Annotated in this window: 19 protein-coding genes, 2 tRNA genes and 1 pseudogene; 3 read left to right on the top strand and 19 right to left on the bottom strand. The window is 61.9% G+C overall.

All coding sequences use genetic code 11. From position 1 onward, the window contains the following. Window positions 1-60 precede the first annotated feature (60 nt). From ACLRGI_RS18040 to ACLRGI_RS18015, 6 genes are read right to left on the bottom strand one after another with little or no spacing between them, the layout of a single operon-like run. On the bottom strand, window positions 61-768 hold the full coding sequence (locus ACLRGI_RS18040) for a hypothetical protein (protein ID WP_419202924.1): 708 nt from the start codon (window positions 766-768) through the stop codon (window positions 61-63). Further along, on the bottom strand, window positions 765-1,793 hold the full coding sequence (locus tag ACLRGI_RS18035; RefSeq protein ID WP_419202923.1) for a vWA domain-containing protein: 1,029 nt from the start codon (window positions 1,791-1,793) through the stop codon (window positions 765-767). The genes ACLRGI_RS18040 and ACLRGI_RS18035 overlap by 4 nt, the downstream gene beginning before the upstream one ends. Beyond that, window positions 1,775-2,782 carry a vWA domain-containing protein gene (locus tag ACLRGI_RS18030; protein WP_419202922.1) on the bottom strand — a complete coding sequence of 336 codons (1,008 nt, stop codon included), beginning with the start codon at window positions 2,780-2,782 and terminating at the stop codon, window positions 1,775-1,777. The genes ACLRGI_RS18035 and ACLRGI_RS18030 overlap by 19 nt, the downstream gene beginning before the upstream one ends. Further along, window positions 2,773-3,249: a hypothetical protein gene (locus ACLRGI_RS18025; protein WP_419202921.1), complete on the bottom strand. Its 477-nt coding sequence runs from the start codon at window positions 3,247-3,249 to the stop codon at window positions 2,773-2,775. The genes ACLRGI_RS18030 and ACLRGI_RS18025 overlap by 10 nt, the downstream gene beginning before the upstream one ends. Beyond that, complete coding sequence (locus ACLRGI_RS18020) at window positions 3,239-4,168, bottom strand: DUF58 domain-containing protein (RefSeq protein WP_419202920.1); 930 nt, start codon at window positions 4,166-4,168, stop codon at window positions 3,239-3,241. The genes ACLRGI_RS18025 and ACLRGI_RS18020 overlap by 11 nt, the downstream gene beginning before the upstream one ends. A 12-nt stretch (window positions 4,169-4,180) precedes the next feature. After that, a complete protein-coding gene (locus ACLRGI_RS18015; RefSeq protein WP_419202972.1) occupies window positions 4,181-5,170 on the bottom strand; it encodes an AAA family ATPase in 990 nt (329 codons plus the stop codon). Between the two features lie 103 nt (window positions 5,171-5,273). On the opposite strand from ACLRGI_RS18015, the gene ACLRGI_RS18010 reads away from it, so the two are divergent. Then, window positions 5,274-5,507: a hypothetical protein gene (locus ACLRGI_RS18010; RefSeq protein ID WP_419202971.1), complete on the top strand. Its 234-nt coding sequence runs from the start codon at window positions 5,274-5,276 to the stop codon at window positions 5,505-5,507. 45 nt (window positions 5,508-5,552) lie between these two features. Here the strand turns inward: ACLRGI_RS18010 and ACLRGI_RS18005 are convergent. From ACLRGI_RS18005 to ACLRGI_RS17995, 3 genes and pseudogenes are all read right to left on the bottom strand, one after another. Continuing rightward, a pseudogene (locus tag ACLRGI_RS18005) lies at window positions 5,553-6,023 on the bottom strand (carbohydrate ABC transporter permease); the annotation flags it as partial. Window positions 6,024-6,142: 119 nt separating this feature from the next. Next, window positions 6,143-7,393, bottom strand: a complete 1,251-nt coding sequence (locus ACLRGI_RS18000; RefSeq protein ID WP_419202919.1) for an ROK family transcriptional regulator — start codon at window positions 7,391-7,393, stop codon at window positions 6,143-6,145. Between the two features lie 172 nt (window positions 7,394-7,565). Further along, window positions 7,566-8,696 carry a class I SAM-dependent methyltransferase gene (locus tag ACLRGI_RS17995; RefSeq protein WP_419202918.1) on the bottom strand — a complete coding sequence of 377 codons (1,131 nt, stop codon included), beginning with the start codon at window positions 8,694-8,696 and terminating at the stop codon, window positions 7,566-7,568. A gap of 206 nt (window positions 8,697-8,902) precedes the next feature. Between ACLRGI_RS17995 and ACLRGI_RS17990 the strand changes: the two genes are divergently transcribed. Beyond that, entirely contained in the window at window positions 8,903-9,280 is a 378-nt protein-coding gene (locus ACLRGI_RS17990) for a cupin domain-containing protein (protein WP_419202917.1), read from the top strand. 63 nt (window positions 9,281-9,343) lie between these two features. Here the strand turns inward: ACLRGI_RS17990 and ACLRGI_RS17985 are convergent. Continuing rightward, a tRNA-Ala gene (locus ACLRGI_RS17985) sits at window positions 9,344-9,416 on the bottom strand. A 386-nt stretch (window positions 9,417-9,802) separates the two neighbouring features. On the opposite strand from ACLRGI_RS17985, the gene ACLRGI_RS17980 reads away from it, so the two are divergent. Next, window positions 9,803-10,393 (top strand): ScbR family autoregulator-binding transcription factor, encoded by a 591-nt coding sequence (locus tag ACLRGI_RS17980; RefSeq protein ID WP_419202916.1) that lies wholly within the window; start codon window positions 9,803-9,805, stop codon window positions 10,391-10,393. Between the two features lie 76 nt (window positions 10,394-10,469). Here ACLRGI_RS17980 and ACLRGI_RS17975 read toward each other — a convergent pair. The 9 genes from ACLRGI_RS17975 to rpmA form a co-directional block, all read right to left on the bottom strand. Further along, window positions 10,470-10,545 (bottom strand) — tRNA-Ala (locus ACLRGI_RS17975). A gap of 115 nt (window positions 10,546-10,660) precedes the next feature. Continuing rightward, the gene (rsfS, locus tag ACLRGI_RS17970; protein ID WP_419202915.1) at window positions 10,661-11,065 is read right to left on the bottom strand and encodes a ribosome silencing factor; all 405 of its coding nucleotides are present in this window, start codon (window positions 11,063-11,065) and stop codon (window positions 10,661-10,663) included. A 58-nt stretch (window positions 11,066-11,123) separates the two neighbouring features. After that, complete coding sequence (locus ACLRGI_RS17965) at window positions 11,124-12,377, bottom strand: hypothetical protein (RefSeq protein ID WP_419202914.1); 1,254 nt, start codon at window positions 12,375-12,377, stop codon at window positions 11,124-11,126. A gap of 7 nt (window positions 12,378-12,384) precedes the next feature. Continuing rightward, on the bottom strand, window positions 12,385-13,005 hold the full coding sequence (nadD, locus tag ACLRGI_RS17960) for a nicotinate-nucleotide adenylyltransferase (RefSeq protein ID WP_419202913.1): 621 nt from the start codon (window positions 13,003-13,005) through the stop codon (window positions 12,385-12,387). A gap of 55 nt (window positions 13,006-13,060) precedes the next feature. Then, complete coding sequence (locus ACLRGI_RS17955) at window positions 13,061-13,300, bottom strand: hypothetical protein (RefSeq protein WP_419202912.1); 240 nt, start codon at window positions 13,298-13,300, stop codon at window positions 13,061-13,063. Window positions 13,301-13,383: 83 nt separating this feature from the next. Beyond that, entirely contained in the window at window positions 13,384-14,748 is a 1,365-nt protein-coding gene (locus ACLRGI_RS17950) for a glutamate-5-semialdehyde dehydrogenase (protein WP_419202911.1), read from the bottom strand. Continuing rightward, the gene (proB, locus tag ACLRGI_RS17945; protein WP_419202910.1) at window positions 14,745-15,926 is read right to left on the bottom strand and encodes a glutamate 5-kinase; all 1,182 of its coding nucleotides are present in this window, start codon (window positions 15,924-15,926) and stop codon (window positions 14,745-14,747) included. Before proB ends, ACLRGI_RS17950 begins: the two co-directional genes overlap by 4 nt. Beyond that, on the bottom strand, window positions 15,916-17,502 hold the full coding sequence (obgE, locus tag ACLRGI_RS17940) for a GTPase ObgE (RefSeq protein WP_159733986.1): 1,587 nt from the start codon (window positions 17,500-17,502) through the stop codon (window positions 15,916-15,918). Before obgE ends, proB begins: the two co-directional genes overlap by 11 nt. Before the next feature lie 344 nt (window positions 17,503-17,846). Continuing rightward, window positions 17,847-18,110 carry a 50S ribosomal protein L27 gene (gene rpmA, locus ACLRGI_RS17935; RefSeq protein WP_003803426.1) on the bottom strand — a complete coding sequence of 88 codons (264 nt, stop codon included), beginning with the start codon at window positions 18,108-18,110 and terminating at the stop codon, window positions 17,847-17,849. Window positions 18,111-18,152 lie beyond the last annotated feature (42 nt).

Genomic DNA, 18,152 nt, shown 5'->3' with positions numbered 1-18,152 from the left:
CCCTCCCCCCCCCCCCCCCGCCGTCGTTGGAGAATTCGTGAATAATGTTCGCCGAAAAGTTCACCACGGCCTGTCCATTCCAGGGTCCTTGTCCGGCCCCCGCAGGTACTCGCCACGCTCCTTGCCCTCCGAACGCTCGCGCTGGGCCCGTTGCGCGTTCTCTTCAAGCTGCCTGAGTTGCTCCTGTTTCGGGGGCGCAGACGCTTCCTGGCCGGGCCTGGATTCACCGTCAGCAGGCGACTCGTCATCGCTGATTTTGCCGGCAAGCCGGTTCACGGCCGCATCCAGGCTGTTGCCCTCGCCGGAGGCGTTTGCCGGACCGGCCTTGTGACACTCCGGGGGTGCACTTTTGGCTGCCGCCATGGCTTCGCTGAACAGTTGCGCTGCGGCATCCCGTTCCGCTGCACCATCCCCCATCTTTTCGATGCTCAGCACCAGATTCACGCGCACCTTGCATACGTCCACGCCCGCCCCGGCTTCCAGAGCTGATTCGAAGTCCTCCCTCGCAGCTGCAGGATCGCCCCCTACAACGTGGGCATCCCCCGAGGCAAAATGTGCCTTATATGGCTCAAGGATGTTCGCTACCTGCAACCACGACGCTGCATTAGCCACGCCCTGCTGTTCCCCGGAAGAGAAAGACTGCCCGGCAGCTGCCCCCAACGCGCCAACGCTGAGGAGCTTCGCCGCGACTGCGAGCGCCAAGAGCGCCGGGGGTGCTGACCAGAGCGCAAGCCGACGCCGCCGTCGTCGTCCGGTGTTGTCGTTCATGTGGTGGGCTCCTTCCGCGCGGCTGGCCGAAGGGATTGGAGAGCGGTGAAGTGCCGCAATGGCTCGTGGATGGCCAGGAGGAAAGCGGCAAGGGCGAACAGCCAGTAAAGTTCCACGCGCCCCGGGCCGTCGTGAGTTATGGTTATGGCTCCGGGGTCCGCTTTAGCCAGCATGTCTGATGTTGGCCCGGCGCCTGTCCTGTGGGCGTAGGGGACGCGGAGCTGGTCAGCGATGGTGCGCAACCGGCCCTCGTCGATTCGGGAGAATGCGTCCTGTGGAGTGTCGGAGGTTTCGTCCTTGACGTATCCGGCGTCAGCGTCGGCTGTTTCCTTCATCCGGCCGCCTTCACCGGTTCCGTAACCCAGCACCGCTCCCCCGGCAACATGGGTGGCGTCCAAGGGAGCCGGCGCCTGGGCGCTGGTGTTCTCGCCGTCGCCGGCATAGAAGACCACTGCCGGGCGTCCTGGATGTTGCTGTCGGGCGGCTGCGAGCCTTTCTTTGAGGAGTTGCGCCGCTCCGGTCACGCTGCTCCCCTTGGCGTACCTGCTGTTTTGGGGTTGCAACGTGGTCATGGCGGTTTGCAGGGCAGTTCCGTCCTGCGTAAGGGGCATGCGGACGGTGGCTTTGTTGTCGAAGGTGATGAGGGAGAACTTGGCTCCTGCGAGTTCTTTGGCGATGGCCATGACGTCTTGTTTGACCCCTGAAAGCCTGGTGCCGGTTCCGTTGTAGTCTTCTGCGGCCATGCTGGTGCTGGTGTCCACGACGAAGTACACGTCCAGGTCCGCGGTTGCGGTTTGGCCTTGGCCACCGGGCCAACCGGGGCGCAGGGTTGCGAGCAGCAGAAGTACTACGGCGGCACATCGCAAGGCTGCCGGCCTCCGGTTTCGAGGTGGCTGGCTTTGCAGTGGCTGGCTTCGCCCGCGCCTGAGGAGAGTCCAGGCAGTGACGCCCAAAACTGCGGCGAGCGCCAGCGCCAGCAGGGGCCAGGGGAAGATGGGGCTGAAGGTCATGGCTCCAGCCGCCATCCGAGCAGCAGCATGCCCGAGCCGGCAAGCAAGGCGATCCCCAGCGGCCAGGCAGGAGCATCGGCGATTGTTACCTGAGGTGCGGCGAGATAGCTTGTTGCCTCGATTTCCTGCACTTCACGGACGAGGCCCGGGACCGCGTCCGGGCTATCCAGGGTGAAGTAGCTGCCACCGGTTCGTTCGGCCGCTGCCCTGAGTTGCGCGCCGGGCTGCTCGGGTTGCTCGCCGTAGTCCATGTCTCCGGGGTTGAGGGCGTACACCTTTATGTCTTTGCCGGTGGCCAAGGCGGCGGCCTCGTCCAAGGAAAAGATCGGTTCCCCGGACAGGAAGTTATCCGTGGCCAGCACCACGGACCGCGAGCGCTTTTCGTCCCCTCGCCCGGTGTCCCGTTCGTCAGTGTTCCCCGCGTCAGTGTCGGGGAAGCTCTGTATGCAGGATGCGAGTCCGTCGCCAATGAGCGAGGAGCCTTCCCCGTTCCAGGTGCCGTCGAAGAAGGACCCGGCACCGCTGTCCAGGGCTTCCTTGGCTTGAGTGAGTTGCTCGGCAGCGTACTGGTAGTCGTCAGTAAGCGGGAAGAGTTGCACGCTGCTGCTGTCAAAGATGACCATGCCGATTCTTTCGCCGTCGAACTCCCTGGCAAGGTCTTCGAATACTGCAGCGATGGCAGCATCCGTGCTGGTCATGGACCCGGACACGTCCAAGCACAGCACGATGTCCCTGTTCCTGATTTCCGGTTGCTCTGTTGCGCGTTGGATGGGCCTTGCAGCTGCAGTGGCGGTGGCAGCCAGGAACACGGCGCCCAACACCACCGCGAGCGCCAAGCGACGGCGGTGACGGCGCAGAGCCTGTTGGTATTCAGGGAGATCAGTGAGCCGCTCACCGTACGCGATGGGTTTTGCCCCTTGCGGACGACGGCGGCGGTACAGCCATGCGGCCACCATCATGGCTGCTGCAGCGAGCGGAAGAATCCACCAGTAGCTCAGTTCCACGCCAAGACCACCTGACGTGCGGTTTCTGCGGATTGTGTGACCGACTGGAGAGGCAAGGGCGCGAATTCGTTGGGATAGATTCCGGCTACCCCGGCCGCGACTTCCTTGAGGTCGTGGCGGTGGAGATCCTCGAGGGTCATGGAGGTCACCGGTAGGCCAGTGACCGTTCCGGCGAACTCCCGCACAAGGAAGCTGAGTCTTTGGTGGGCCTCACGCTCGGGTAGGCGGCCGGCGTCGGCGTCCACCACTGTAGCGTTGATCGCCGTCAGGCAGGTGTCACGGAGTGCCTGAAGATCCGTCACCCGCGTCGAATGGCGGACTGGAGACTTGGGGACTGGACGTTCCTTGCGGACGGGCAGAAAGATCCAGGCGTACCAGACCACTACGATGACCACGAGGATGAGCCCGAGCCACAGCCAGTGCGGTTGATACTGCAGGGGTGAATAGAATCCGGCGTCATCCTGCACGTGTTCCGCCTTTGGCAGAGGTCCTGGCATTGAACGTTCCGGAGCGGTGCTTTTCCAGGAGTGAGAAGACTGCAGTCAGGACATTTTCGCTGCCGGTTGTTTGTTCCTCGGCAATACCGAGCCTGTTGAACAGACCGCGCCGCCGCCGTTCGCGTTCAAGCATTGCCGAAGCGTAGGCAGCACGGACGGTGGCGTCGACAGAAAGAGGCCAAGGAATTCCTTGTCCCGTAGCGACATCGGTGCTGTCCTGCATCCGACTCCCTGCCTCGGCAGCCAGCTCGGCGTCACGGACAGTCAACCAGAGGACCTCGTGCCGCCGGCGCAATCTGCGCATCAAGTTCTCTGTTCCGGCATCCGGCAGGAACTCGTCCGCGACGACAACAACGAGAAAACGCCCCTTCAGGTACCTCAACACATAATCCAGTTGCTCCGCGATCCCACTGGCTGGGCTGTCGAGCAAAGCGCTCGCATCCACTTCACGGAGCAACCGTTCCAAATACTCCTCGCCGCTGCGTGGCGGTAGGTACTTGGAGTCAACGGAGTTTCCATGCAGGAGGCCCACGTCGTCACCGTGCCGGGAAGCGAGGTACCCCAGGACGCCGGCTGCATGTACGGCGATGTCCTTTTTGGTCTCCCCGGACAACGCCTGTGCAGCCATGTTCCTTCCGGTATCCACCAGTAACAGGACCGCGTGGCGACGCACTGCCACATAGCGCTTGACCAGGGGTGATCCGTGCCGGGCCGTGGCTTTCCAATCGATGTCACGGACTTCATCGCCGGGGACATAAGCTCGCAGCTCATCGAAGTCCAGGCTGCGGCCTTTGAAGACCGAGCCATACTCCCCGTCAAGAAGGGTCAGTGTCCTGCGGTGCGCGAAGATGAATATCTTCGACTTGACGCGTCGGAGGAGGCTGGGCACGTGCCGGCCCCGCTACGGCGTCTGGACGGACGCCAACACGGCATCAATCACGGTTTCCACGGAGATGTCCTCAACCACGGCATCGAATCCGAGAATGATGCGGTGACGCAGGATCCGATGCGCGAGGTTTTTGACGTCCTCGGGGATCACGTGGTCACGCCCCTTAAGCAATGCCATGGCACGGGCGGCCTGGCTGAAGGCGATGCTCGCCCGCGGGCTGGCACCGAACTCCACCACGTTGGCCAGACTGGGCTCCAGATACTGTGAGGCGTTGCGCGTGACGTAGGCGAGTCCAACAATGTACCGGACGATTGCCGGGTCGATGTACACCCGCCGGACAAGTTCCTGGACCTCGAGGACCGCGTCAAGGGAGGCGGCAGCCGGGGGCCTCTGCTCCACGCTGAATACACCGGCGTCAATCCGCCGGATAACTTCCGCTTCCTCCGCAGGACTCGGATAATCCAGGACGTCCTTGAGCATGAACCGGTCCATCTGGGCTTCGGGGAGACGATACGTCCCCTCCTGCTCGATGGGATTCTGCGTAGCGAGCACCAGGAAGGGCCGGGGCAACGGGTAGGACTCACCGCCGATGGATGTCTGCCGCTCCTGCATCGCTTCCAACATAGCGCTTTGGGTCTTGGCACTGGACCGGTTGATCTCATCCAGCAACACGATATTGGCGTGGACCGGACCCAACTGCGTGACAAACGTGCCCTTGGCGGCGTCGAAAATCTGCGTACCCGCGATGTCGCTGGGCAGCAGGTCCGGCGTGCACTGGATCCGGCGGAACTCTGCACTCACCGACTCCGCTATGGCTTGGGCCGCGGTAGTCTTTGCCAGGCCTGGCACGCTTTCCAACAGGACGTGGCCACCCGTTAACAGGCCAATGACCAACGTCTCACGCAGCCTGGCCTGACCTACCACTTTGTTTTCGAAGCTGCGGACAATGCTGCCGACCAGTTGCTGGGCACGGGCCATGTCCGGCGCATCGATTCCGGCCATGGCTGCGATCTGTTGCACTCGTGTTCCCCTTGCTGGCATTGATGTGAAACGGCCACTCCATCCAAGCCTTCCTGGAGCAGCACCGCAATGGGGACCCCTCCCCATGTGGTCTTCCGAGGTCTATCCTTTTGCCATGCACCAGCTACCAGCCGCCTACCAGAAGTACCTCGCCTCCCAGGACCAGCACGTCATCGACGCCGTACGGCCGGTTCTCCTCCAGTCAGCTGCGGACCAACGCCATGGAGTCCGCATCACCTACAACACAGGATCCACCGGGCACCAAGCGCACCTGGACGAATCCGTACCATACGGCGAGATCATCGAGGACATCGACTGACAACCGATACCCTTCATAACTCCAGCTACCCTTTCATGGCTCCAGCTACCCTTTCATCGCTCCAGACAGGGCAAACGAATTTCCCATGCCACGGGACACCAGCGCGTAGAGCACCAGCACCGGCACCGAATACAGGATGGAAAACGCAGCCAACTGGCCGTAAGCGATAGCTCCGTGCTGGCCGAAGAAGCTGAAGATGGATACTGCGGCCGGCTGCTTGCCGGTGGACAACAACAGGATGAAAGGGACAAAGAAGTTCCCCCACGCCTGAATGAAAACGAAGATGAACACCACTCCCAGACCCTGCCTCATCAACGGCAGCACAAGGCTCCGCAGTGCCGCCATGGAGGAGGCCCCATCCACCCAAGCCGCCTCCTCCAACTCAAGAGGAACCGAATCCATGAAGTTCTTGGTCATCCAAATCGCCATGGGCAATGTAGTGGTTGCCATGAAGAAGATGGTGGCAACCATGGAATCCAGGAAGTGGAGCTGAACGAACAAGCCATAGACAGGCATAGTGCTCCATTCAGTCGAACGTGCCTACAGCCCCCATACTTCACCGTGACACCCATGCGACGTGGCTGAGCCTTGTGGATATTCAGCTGTCCTGCGTCGAACTAGCCTTCCAGGTCGAACTAGCCTTCCAGCAGGAGCCTTTGCGCACGCGGAGCCAGCATGTGCTCCAAAACCAGGCAAGCGGCACCAATAGCGCCAACGTCTTCGCCTACACCGGTCCCTACGACTTCGAGGTCATGGATCATGCGGGCCGCGTTGTTCTTGTCCAGTAAATCCGGCACGCGTTCCAGGAAGTACGGGGACATCCGCCCCCAGAACGGACCGCCGAAGACGACGCGCTCCACGTCCAGCGTGTTGGTCACTATGGAAACCGCGCGTGCCACCAGCGTGGCGGACTTGTCCAGGATGGCAATGGCTTTGGCGTCGCCTTCATCGGCTTTGTCGCACAGCGCGGCATAGCGTTCCTGGACTTCGGGACCGTCAGCCCCTTCCCTGTGGCCATCAAGCACACCGGCCGCTTCCGCCTCGGCCACCAGCACCTGCGGAATACAGGATGACTTGACGCAGCCATGCAGTCCACAATCACACTTTGGACCATCGGGGTCCACCACGATGTGGCCGATTTCGCCTGCGTTGCCGGAAGTTCCGCGTACAACTTCGTCGTTGAGCACGATGCCGCAGCCGATGCCGGTTCCCATGTACATGAACACGAAACTGCCGGCCCCGCTGGCACCTCCTGCCCAGGTCTCCGCCACCGCCGCACTTGTCACGTCCTTGTCCACCAGCGTTTCCATGCCGGTGGCCTCGGCCAAAGCCTCACGGATGCGGACTCGGTTCCATCGCGTCAGGAGGGGCGGCTCCACCACGGAGCCTTCGTCGAGGTCGATCGGGCCGGGGACCGCAACACCGAGCCCTGCAATCTTGGAAGCATCGACCCCTGACTCTTCGATGAGCACATTGATCTCTTTGGCGATGCTGGTGATCACGTCGGCCGGGTCACCGCCCGGAGTCGCCATCCGCGAGTGCCTGACGACCTCGCCCAATAGGTCGAGAACAACAAAAGTGATGACTGCCGGGTCAAGATGCACGCCCACGGCGTACATTCCGGCGGGGTTGAGGCGCAGGATGGTCCTGGGCTTGCCAGGACCCGAGCCTTCCTTGCCGGCCTCCACGATCAGTTGCTGATCCAGGAGGCGACGGGAGATATTCGAAATTGTCTGTGGGGAAAGGCCTACGATCTGAGCCAGCTCAACGCGGCTGAGTCCGCCGGATGAGCGCCGGATTGCCTCCAGGATGACAGTCAGGTTGAAGTCCCCCATGCGGGGAAGGTTGGTTCCGCGCCTCGGTGTCGGCTGCCGGATCTCAGTCACTGATGCCCCTCGTCATTGGGATGAACTTCGTCGAAGTCGGTCTTTGTCTGAATCGTACGATACCGCCGTCGCTTCGGATACGAGCACACGCTGGCTCCGGGGTCAGGGCTTGGTAACGATGACTCTGAATTGTATGCGCCTTTGCCTTTCCGTCAGCCCATGATGGCTGCGCTCAGGACTTTCGGCTGCGGGTCACCGTGAACTTCGGGTTCCGGCCTTCCTCGACCGTTGGCCCTATATTCCGCTCCAAGGCGGAGCGATACTGCAAATGACTGTTGTAGACGGTCCACAGCTCTCCCCCAGGAGCAAGCACCCGGGCTGCGGCCTGGAACATCTTCAGCGCAGCACCGGCATGCACACTGGAACCAAGGTGAAACGGCGGGTTCAGCAAAATGAGGTCAGCGCTGCCCGGCTCAAGAGTGGACATGGCGTCGTCGTGGATCACTGCCACCCTCTGTCCCAACCCGTTTGCAGCCGTTGTAGCCCTTGCTGAAGCAACGGCTGCCGCTGACTGGTCAGTGGCGACGACGCGGGCATCCGGGTGGTGAAGCGCATACATCGTGGCAAGGATACCGGTTCCGCAGCCCAGGTCCACCGCGGTCCTTGATGCCGGCATACGATCCAGGAACGTCAGCAGGAAACGCGTACCTATGTCCAAACGGGCGCCGGAGAAAGCAGCACCATGAGCGCACACCGTGATCCCCAGTTCCGGCAGCGACTCCACCACCGGGAAGGGTTGCTCGCCGGGCGCTGGTTTGGGGTTCGATGCCATGAGCACCCGGGACTTCTGCCTGGCAAGCTGCGGTCGGACTGATGAGAAGTAACGCTCCAGCACCTCGTTCATGCCAAGCGTCATGTGCTTTACGCGGCCTCCGGCGAGCAGGACCGCATGCGGCGCTGCAAACCGGGCTACGGCGTCGGCGATTTCCTCCAACTCGGCCAGCGATTTAGGCAACTGCAAAAGCACCACTTCAGCGCCCGCCAGGAGTTCCCGGTCGAGTTCATACTCGGTGAAGCGACCATCCAAGCCGGCCGATACGGCATTGCGCCTCAGCGCAAGCCTTCCAGTGACAAGGTCCTGGTGGACTCGTACATGCCCGACGCCGAGCCCGGCCGACGCACCCAACGTCAATGCGCCATAGCGGTCGCCAATGACAACCACGTTGGTGTCGGGGCCAACCACATCCGTTGCCGTGTCAAGCAGAAGTCCGTCTGTGGCATCGAATGCCTGCAGGTTCTCCGCTTCGACGTCAGGAAGCCTGCTCAACGTACCCAAGAGCGCTTCAACATCCTTAGCCGTCACGGTGCGGTTCTCACTTTCATGCCTTTTCCATGCATAACTGTCTCGACTTTGAGGAGGCTTGGGAGGAACCTAGTGCTTGCACGATGCAAACACCTGCCATGCCTTCGGTTGGACATGAACCAAGGGGCAGGCACAGGTCACGGCGACCCCTGGAGCCAGGCACCGGGATCCACCCTCATTGGGCTCCCCTTCCTCTGTGAGAAGCCATGAGTGTCAATGTTGTCACGAACCTTGAAGTAAAGTCCCACAACTCTCCCGACGAAACGAGGCGGCCCGAAAAGACTGTGCTGGACCTCGTCACCGTGGGAGATTACACAATCGGCCGTATGACCTTTGAACCAGGCTGGACCTGGGCCGACTGCATCAAGCCCGTGGTTGGTACGGATTCCTGCGAATTGAGCCACGTTGGGTTCTGCCTTTCCGGCCAATTGGAAGTAGAAACCAATGACGGCGGCAAGATCAGCATTTCCGCCGGCGATTCCTACACCATCCCGCCGGGCCACAACGCCCACGTTGTCGGCGAGCAGCCCTTCCAAGGCGTCGAGTTCGTCAGCGGCGCCGAATTTGCGCGGTCGCCCGACTAGCCCCGACTGACCAACAGCCCATAAAAAAGACCCCGCTCGTTGAGCGGGGTCTTTCTACCGAAGTGGAGCTGAGGGGACTCGAACCCCTGACCCCCTGCATGCCATGCAGGTGCGCTACCAGCTGCGCCACAGCCCCGGATTTATACTGCAGTTTCTATTGCTGCAAGCGGCTCGATTTCTCTTCCCGCCGAAGCAACTCGTCAATACTAACCACTTTCCCATGAGAAGCGAAATCGCAGGAACGTGAGCCGCATCACGCCGCGCGACGTCCGGTGGTGGTAGTCCGCAGCCGAGGTGCGCTGGAATACTCCACCGCACCTCCCCCCAATGCCAGCTGCGCTGATGCCACCCGCGAAAGCAGAGCGGCTCCTCCTGAAGTCTAGAATCTCCTGGGCCTAAAACCAAACCGTTCAGTCGGTTTTAGGGGGCGGAAGCGATCAGTCCGCGGTGGTAGCGTTGTGGAGTCTCGACGGCGGTCCCTTCCGCCGCCTCCCGCCTGATCTGAGAGGCCCCCCGCCAGCAATGCAGCAACGTGCGAAAGACACCCGCCTTTCCGTCATCGAAGGCGCTGCCCGGGTTTTCGCGGAAGTTGGCTATGGGAATGCCAGCCTGACCGATATCACCAAGCGCGCAGGCGTGACGAAGGGCGCGCTCTACTTCCATTTCACGTCGAAGCGGGAGCTGGCTTTGGCTGTCATAGAGGAGCAGCACGCCGTCGTTTTGGCCGCGGGCGCGGAGATACTGGCTTCAGGCGCCCCGGCCTTGGAACGACTCATGGGACTTTGCATGATGTTCGGGCAACAACTTCTGGATGAACCGGTGGTCCAGGGAGGCATCCGACTCACCTTTGAAGCCTCCGCCTTCGATGCTGACGTCTCAGGCCCGTACCAGGACTGGATCAGGACAGCGGAGCAACTGCTGCAGCAGGCGGCGGCGGATGGCGCCGTTCGCCCCGACCTGGACTCAGCAGCCTTTGCGAGGTACCTGATAGCGTCCTTCACCGGCGTTCAAATGGTCTCTGACGTCCTGACATCACGTGAAGATGTGATGTTGAGGATCGAACAGATGTGGGAGTTTATGTTGCCGGCGTTACTGCCGGAACCGATCCGCTAGCCATGGGTTCTGCGCTTCGAAGTATGAAAAAGGCCCTGCCTGCTCCATGGGATTCATGAAGCAAACAGGACCTTGATGGTGGAGCTGAGGGGACTCGAACCCCTGACCCCCTGCATGCCATGCAGGTGCGCTACCAGCTGCGCCACAGCCCCATATTCTTGCTGCTTCGCGGTCCGCCTTTCGGCCATCCGCGCCGAAGCAACTCAAATATCTTAGAACAGCACATCCGAAAATTCCAAATCGGACATATTTCGGCTGGGTCTGTTCCTAGTGCTCCGAATCCTCAGAGGAGACAGCCTTGGCAGAAGCGTCGTCACCCAATTCGAGGTCCACCACAGGGCAGTCCTTCCAGAGTCGTTCCAAGGCGTAGAACACGCGATCTTCAGCATGCTGGACGTGGATAACAATGTCCGCGTAGTCCAAGAGGACCCAACGGCCTTCCGAGCGGCCCTCGCGGCGCACGGGACGAAGGTCCTGCTTCATCAGTTCCTCCTCGATGCCGTCAACAATGGCATTTACCTGGCGCTCTGTGGGAGCGGATGCAATCAGGAAGACGTCGGTAAGTGCCAAACGCTCACTGACGTCCAAGGCGACGATGTCCTCGGCAAGCTTGTCTGCCGCGGCACGCGCAGCGTGACGGGCGAGGGTGATGGATTGTTCATGTGCAGACACGGGTACTCCTTGTTGTGGCCAGTGGCCTATGTTTGGCGTGAGCCATTGTTCAGCGGAATTAGCCGCTGGTGATCATGATGATGCCGACAATAAGTGCCACGATGCCCAACGCCAGTACGGCGAACTGCAGCAACCTGTTGCGTTGCGCCCGGGCCAGGCCGGCTGTGTTGGCATCCAAGGGGTCAAGGCCATAGGCCGCACTGGCCGAAACCGGGGGCCGCTGCTGGGATTCTTCGCCGGCCTCCGACGCAGCCGCAGGAGACTGACGAACCGACTTCGCCACCGCTTCTGCCCGGGCAAGAACCCCGGCGCGGCCGCGGGAAACCGGCTTCTTGGCCGGAGCCTGTCCGGCGTCTAGCTTGGGCCCGGCCGAGGTCACCAGCGGCACAAACGTAGTGCTGGGGCGCTTCATGACAGGACGTTCGATCCCCGGCATCTTGACAAACTCCAGGGGAGTCACCATCGCGAGGTTGTTAGCCGTGGAAGGACCTGCCGTAGCGGCCGGCGACTTCCCGTCTGCCCCGGAATCCGAAGGGCCCCTGCCGGGCTCCGGCGTGTTCTTGCCGGCTTCCGCCTGCGTCTTCTCAGCAAGCTTCTGCTTGGCGGCAGCACGCTTGTTCAGCACGGCAGCACGCTCGGCGAGGGCGATCTGCTGCGCGAGAACCTCGGGGTCAACAGCCAACGGGTCCTGCTCGGCAATGTGTTCCAGCTTGGCAGTCTGGTTCTCTACCTGTGCGGCGATCAGCTGCCGGACTGCAAGCGCCTGCTCCACCGACATTTCGGACTCCGCAGGGGCTGTGTTGCTTCCTTCAGGGTCCATTGTGGTGGACGTAGCGCCGGGGGCTTTCTGACGGGAAGGCTTGCCAGCCTCGGGCCTGGAAGGCTGGGGCCTGGAAGCTTGGGGCTTGGCGGCCTCCGGCTGGCCTGCGTCTTCTCCAGGCGCTGCCGCCGGGATTATGGGGTTCATGGAAGTGGCAACTTCAGCCTGAAGTTGCTGGAGACGCAGCTGGCGACGCGTGGGCGGACCTCCGCCGGAGAGCTGCTCCTCTTTGTCGGCCAGCTCCTTGATGGTGCGCAGCGCTGCACGATCGCGGGCACGGATCTGGGAGGACCGTTCCTGGGCTGCTGCCCCAACGGCGTCCACGGGAACATCGGCGGCGCGCCGGTTGCGGCCGTTAGGGCGGTCGGCGTAAGGAACGTTTTCTACATCCGCGGGCGGGGCCGTGTCTACTTGCCGGGCCTCGGGGTGCTCTTCCCGGGCACGGCGAAGCTCACGCCTGCTGCGGATGGGTCGCTGGTCCTGGCTGCTCATTCAAAACTCATTCAGTACGTGCTTGGTCGTCTGATCCGGACAGTGCTGGTGCCAGATCCGCTGTGTTTGCCGGCGCCGCATACAGTCCATATTTGGCGATGTATTGCACCACTCCGTCAGGTACGAGGTACCAGACCGGATTCCCGGCACCGACGCGGGTCCTGCAATCCGTGGAGGAGATCGCCATCGCGGGGACCTCCAACAGGCTGACATCGTCCCTGCCCATGTCGTGCAGTTCATGTCCGGGGCGGGTGACGCCGACGAAATGGGCCAAAGACCACAACTCGTCCACATCCTTCCACGAAAGGATCTGCGCCAAGGCATCTGCACCGGTAATGAAGAAAAGGTCAGCGTCAGGACGCTCTGCGCGGAGATCGCGAAGCGTGTCAATGGTGAACGTCGGGCCCGGACGATCAACATCTACCCGGCTTACCGTGAACCTGGGATTCGAAGCCGTGGCGATGACCGTCATCAGATAACGGTGTTCGGGCCTGCTGACCAGCTTGTGCGACTTCTGCCAAGGCTGGCCCGTAGGTACGAAAACCACTTCGTCAAGGCCGAACTTGGCGGCCACTTCACTGGCAGCCACAAGGTGGCCGTGATGAATGGGATCAAATGTTCCACCCATCACGCCCAGCCGGAGCCTGCGCCCCGCCTCCCCACGCGGTGTTGCGGCGATAATGTTAGTGGCCTTGGCCGTGCGTGTGCTTGTTCGGGTGCTGGCGGTGCGGATCGGAGTGCTCTTCAACAGCCTCGTGACGGTTGCCAAGGTTGGTGTAGGAGAGGGTGACAAACAGGAGAACCAGCATGAGGCCGAACATCACTACGCCGAAGACCCACGGCTCAGCCCACAGCGGAGCGAGTTCCTCTTGGCCGCCTTCAGTTTGGGCGGCAATGGACGTGGCGATCTGCTGAAACAGCATCTTCTCCCCTAGTTGGTTCTCAAAGGATTTTCGACGGCGGGACTCCCCACCGTTCCGGACTTCTGTTCTATGTTACCGCGTTGCTAGGCGCGGACCTGGCCCTCACCCTGGACGATCCACTTGGTGGTGGTCAGTTCCGTGAGGCCCATGGGACCCCGGGCGTGCAACTTCTGGGTAGAAATGCCCACTTCGGCCCCGAGACCGAGCTCACCACCGTCTGTGAACCGGGTGGAGGCATTGACGATCACGGCCGCAGAATCAACGTCCGCAATGAATTTCTCGGCGTTCGCCAGGTTGTTCGTGAGGATCGCTTCCGTGTGGCCGGTTGTCCAGGTGCGGATGTGGTTCACTGCCTCATCCAGGCTGTCCACCATAGCCACCGCGAGATCGAGGTCCATGTATTCGGTGGCCCAATCGTCATCGTCAGCGGGAACGGTTTCAACGTCCTCCCCCAGGGCAGCGGCCACCCGATCGTCCACATGGAGGGTGACACCGGCTGAACGCAGTGCTTTGGCAACGGCAGGCAATACAGTGGCGCCGGAATGCACCAGCAGGGTTTCCACCGTGTTGCACACGCTGGGGCGCTGCGTTTTGGCATTGAGGAGGATCTCCACGGCCATCTCTTCATTTGCGGACTCGTCAATGAAGATGTGGACATTGCCTTCACCGGTTTCAATGACCGGCACGGCCGAGTTAGTCACAACTGCCTGAATGAGATCACGTCCTCCGCGGGGAATAAGGACATCCACCCGACCACGAGCCCGCATCAGCACATTTGCCCCTTCGCGGCCGTACTGGTCAACGCTCTGCACTGCATCCGCGGGCAGGCCGACGGAGTCCAGCGCTTCACGAAGGATCTGAACCAAGGCCTCGTTGGTGTGTGCAGCGGCAGAACCTCCCCGAAGGATTACTGCGTTGCCGCTCTTAAGTGCCAGGCCTGCGATGTCTACCGTGACGTTGGGCCGGGCCTCGTAAATGGCGGCCACAACGCCCATGGGAACATTCACCTGGCGCAGGCGCAGCCCGTTCGGAAGTGTTTGCCCACGGACCACGTTTCCCACGGGATCGGGCAGGCCGGCCAGGTTTTCCAAGGCGGCAACCAAACCGTCAATGCGGGAGGGAGTCAGAGTCAGGCGATCCAGCAGTGCCGCTGACGTGCCGTTGCCGCGTCCCACAGCTACATCCTTGGCATTGGCATCCAGCACGTGCTTCCGGTTCTCCAACAAGGCAGTTCCGATGGCACGCAAAGCACGGTCCTTCCAAGCGCGGTTTGCCTGCCCCATGCGGCGGGCAGCCTTCCGGGAACGGTCCGCTACGGCATGAACGGCTGCCTGGACGTCTTCCGGTGACAACGGCACACCACCCGCCGCAGGGTTCTCCGGCGTCTGGCCGGCGGTACCGGATACGTCGGAGATCACAGGGGCGTCAGGGGTCAGTGCTTCAGTCATGCTCCAAGTTTAGATGAGCGCGCCGCCCTGAGTAGCACCAGATCGTCAACATGAACAACTTCGCGGTCATAGCCGCGGCCCATGGCCTGACCGAGCTCCTGTGTTGTGCGGCCCAGCATTCGCGGGAGTTCCTCCGAAGAGTAGTTCACCAGGCCGCGCGCAACCACCGTTCCGTCATGGGCAACCATCTCGACGGGATCGCCCGCCTCGAAATCACCACTGATGTCCGAAATTCCTGCAGGCAGGAGTGACCTGTGCCGGTCGCGCACGGCTTTCACCGCGCCGTCGTCGAGCATTAAGCGGCCGTGAACCGTCGCCAAGTGCGCCAGCCAGAGGAGGCGGACCGGCTTGCGATTGCCGTTCACGGCGAACCACGTTCCAACATCCTCGCCGGCCAAAGCCGCCGCAGCGTTTGCCGTGGACGTAACCAGGGCATGGATACCCGAGCCGGCGGCAATGGATGCGGCCTCCACTTTGGTCAACATGCCGCCGGTTCCTACGCCGGCCTTACCTGCTTTGCCAATGGTCACGTCTTCGAGGTCCTGCGGGCCTCGAACCAGCGGAATGCGTTGGGCACCTTGGGCCGGGGGCCCGTCGTAGAGGGCGTCGACGTCGGAGAGCAACACCAGCGCATCGGCGCGAACGAGGTGCGCCACCAAAGCGGCGAGACGATCATTGTCCCCGAAGCGGATCTCGTGCGTGGCCACGGTGTCGTTCTCATTGACTACCGGAACTACTCCGAGGTTCAGCAGCCGATCCAAGGCACGGAAGGCATTGGTGTGTTGCGTCCGGCGCATGAGGTCATCGGCGGTCAGCAGAACCTGGCTGACTGTTACACCATGGGCACTGAAGGCCTGTGTGTACCGTGCCATCAGGAGCCCCTGCCCCACACTGGCGGCGGCCTGCTGCGTGGCCAGATCCTTGGGCCGCTTGGCGAGACCCAACGGTGCAAGCCCCGCCGCAATGGCACCCGAGGACACCAGGATGATCTCTGTCCCGGCATTGCGCTTTTCAGCGAGGGCATTGACCAGTCCTGTGAGGGACTTCTCGGAGATCCCTCCCTTGATGCTGGTCAGCGAGGACGACCCCACTTTGACAACAATCCGCTTGGCGGTGGCAAGGGCCTGGCGCTCGAGCCCCTCAGCTATATCGGGAGCGTCGACGGTCCTAGTCGTCATCACCGGAATCCAGGTGGCTTTCCTTCACTGCCTGGGCGCGGCGACCACTGACGGATTCAGTCCAAATGCCGGCCTTGCGTTCAGCCTCGAGCTCAGCCCTCGCAGCGGCCTTGGCTTCGCGGCGTTCGATCTGCTCATCGCGCTTCTGTGAACGTGTGGGGCGGTCGCCAATGTCAGCAACGCGGATATCGGTACCCCGGGGGGTTGCCAGAAGCTCCGCGCCGGCCATCATGGTGGGCTCCCAATCGAACACCACGCCATCGTCTTCACCGATGACCACAGTATCCCCGGGCTTGGCGCCAACCTTGAAGAGCTCTGTTTCAACACCAAGCTTGGCAAGGCGGTCGGCGAGGTAGCCAATGGCTTCTTCGTTGGTGAAGTCGGTCTGCTTGACCCAGCGCACAGGCTTCTCGCCCAAAACGCGGAACAGGGGCTCGAGGTTCTTCTCCTCGCGGCGGATCTTGAAGCCGGACTCGTTGACCGCACGCGGACGCAGGACGGGGGGTGCCACCTTGGGAGGCGCAGTTTGAACGGCATCACGCGCTGCCTTGACGATTTCAGCCATGGCAAAGCCGAGCTGACGCAAACCTTCGTGGCTCGTTGCCGATACTTCAAAAACCCGGTATCCACGGGCTTCGAGGTCAGGACGGACGAACTCGGCCATGTCCTTGCCATCGGGAAGATCCACCTTGTTGAGCACTACCAGCTTGGGACGCTCGTTCAGGGGCACCACTTCGCCGTCAACACCGGCGTAGCTCATGTCTACTGCGTACTTCTCCAGCTCGGCCTCAATGATGGCGAGGTCGGAGAGAGGATCGCGGTCTGATTCAAGGGTTCCGCAATCAAGGACGTGAACCAGTGCCGCACAGCGCTCTACGTGGCGCAGAAAGTTGTGGCCCAGGCCCTTGCCTTCGCTCGCGCCTTCGATCAGGCCGGGAACGTCGGCAATAGTGAAGCGGACCTCGCCTGCCTGCACCACGCCAAGGTTGGGAATGAGGGTAGTGAAGGGGTAATCGGCGATCTTTGGCCGGGCAGCAGACATGGCTGCAATGAGGCTGGATTTGCCGGCAGAAGGGAAACCAACCAGCGCGATGTCTGCGATGGACTTCAGTTCCAGGACAATGTCACTGGATTCACCTTCAATGCCCAGCAGCGCAAAGCCCGGCGCCCGACGTTTCTGGGATGAAAGGGATGCGTTGCCGAGGCCGCCCTGACCGCCGGCGGCTGCAATGTATTCAGTACCTTCGCCAACGAGGTCGGCCAGGACTTCGCCGTCTTTGGTCTTGACCACTGTGCCATCGGGGACGGGAAGAATCAGGGTTTCACCGTTCTTGCCACCACGCCAGTCACCCATGCCGGGGCCACCGTTGGTGGCGTGGCGGTGGGGAGCGTGGTGGTAGTCAAGCAGGGTTGTAGTCTGGGCAGATACGCGGAGGATGACATCGCCACCGTTGCCGCCGTTGCCGCCGTCGGGGCCGCCGAGCGGCTTGAACTTCTCCCGCTTGACAGAGACACAGCCGTGGCCGCCGGTTCCGCCGGATACGTGCAGGACTACCCGGTCTACAAAGCTCGCCACGTGAATCTCCTCAGTTGCTGTCTTACAGCGTTTATTGCTGTTGCCAGCGTTGTTGCAAAAACCAGTACGCTAAAGCGCCCTAGTCGATTGTAATGCGGTTAAAAGAACGGTGGAGGGGGGGGGTTGGGGGGGTTCAACAGGTTGGGGAGGGGTTGTGGGGGGGGGGTGGGGGGGAGGGGGGGTTGGGGGGGGGGGGGTTTTCTTTGTTCGGGGGGGAAAGGAGAAAAAAAAAAACAAGGGGGCACGTGCTGTCGCCTTCCCCCCCCCCCCCCCCCCCTTTCTTCCCCCCCCTTTCCCCCCCCCCCCCCCCCCCCCCCCCCCCTCCACCGGTTCAGAACTTGTTGTTACTCTGCAGCTGCAGCAGCAACAATGTTCACTACGCGACGGCCGCGGCGAGTACCAAACTCAACCGCACCGGCCTGAAGTGCGAACAGGGTGTCGTCGCCACCGCGACCGACGCCTGCACCGGGGTGGAAGTGGGTTCCACGCTGGCGAACGATGATCTCGCCAGCGGAAACTACCTGACCACCGAAACGCTTGACGCCCAGGTACTGAGCGTTGGAGTCACGACCGTTGCGAGTGGAACTCGCGCCTTTTTTGTGTGCCATGTGAAATGCCTGCCTCTAAATTTCTGGGGAAACTGAAAAACC

Origin of the sequence: Paenarthrobacter sp. PPS72 (assembly GCF_048537125.1) — a bacterium.
GTDB classification, from domain to species: Bacteria; Actinomycetota; Actinomycetes; order Actinomycetales; family Micrococcaceae; genus Arthrobacter; species Arthrobacter nitroguajacolicus_E.
Note: the sequence above shows the minus strand (reverse complement) of the source record. Positions and strands in the feature narration are given on the sequence as shown.

Coding starts and splice junctions, on each gene's coding strand:
- ACLRGI_RS18040 (WP_419202924.1), bottom strand. CDS start 768: ATGAACGACAACACCGGACGACGACGGCGGCGTCGGCTTGCGCTCTGG.
- ACLRGI_RS18035 (WP_419202923.1), bottom strand. CDS start 1,793: ATGGCGGCTGGAGCCATGACCTTCAGCCCCATCTTCCCCTGGCCCCTG.
- ACLRGI_RS18015 (WP_419202972.1), bottom strand. CDS start 5,170: ATGGCCGGAATCGATGCGCCGGACATGGCCCGTGCCCAGCAACTGGTC.
- ACLRGI_RS18010 (WP_419202971.1), top strand. CDS start 5,274: ATGTGGTCTTCCGAGGTCTATCCTTTTGCCATGCACCAGCTACCAGCC.
- ACLRGI_RS17990 (WP_419202917.1), top strand. CDS start 8,903: ATGAGTGTCAATGTTGTCACGAACCTTGAAGTAAAGTCCCACAACTCT.
- ACLRGI_RS17980 (WP_419202916.1), top strand. CDS start 9,803: ATGCAGCAACGTGCGAAAGACACCCGCCTTTCCGTCATCGAAGGCGCT.
- ACLRGI_RS17965 (WP_419202914.1), bottom strand. CDS start 12,377: ATGAGCAGCCAGGACCAGCGACCCATCCGCAGCAGGCGTGAGCTTCGC.
- nadD (WP_419202913.1), bottom strand. CDS start 13,005: ATGGGTGGAACATTTGATCCCATTCATCACGGCCACCTTGTGGCTGCC.
- ACLRGI_RS17955 (WP_419202912.1), bottom strand. CDS start 13,300: ATGCTGTTTCAGCAGATCGCCACGTCCATTGCCGCCCAAACTGAAGGC.
- ACLRGI_RS17950 (WP_419202911.1), bottom strand. CDS start 14,748: ATGACTGAAGCACTGACCCCTGACGCCCCTGTGATCTCCGACGTATCC.
- proB (WP_419202910.1), bottom strand. CDS start 15,926: ATGACGACTAGGACCGTCGACGCTCCCGATATAGCTGAGGGGCTCGAG.
- rpmA (WP_003803426.1), bottom strand. CDS start 18,110: ATGGCACACAAAAAAGGCGCGAGTTCCACTCGCAACGGTCGTGACTCC.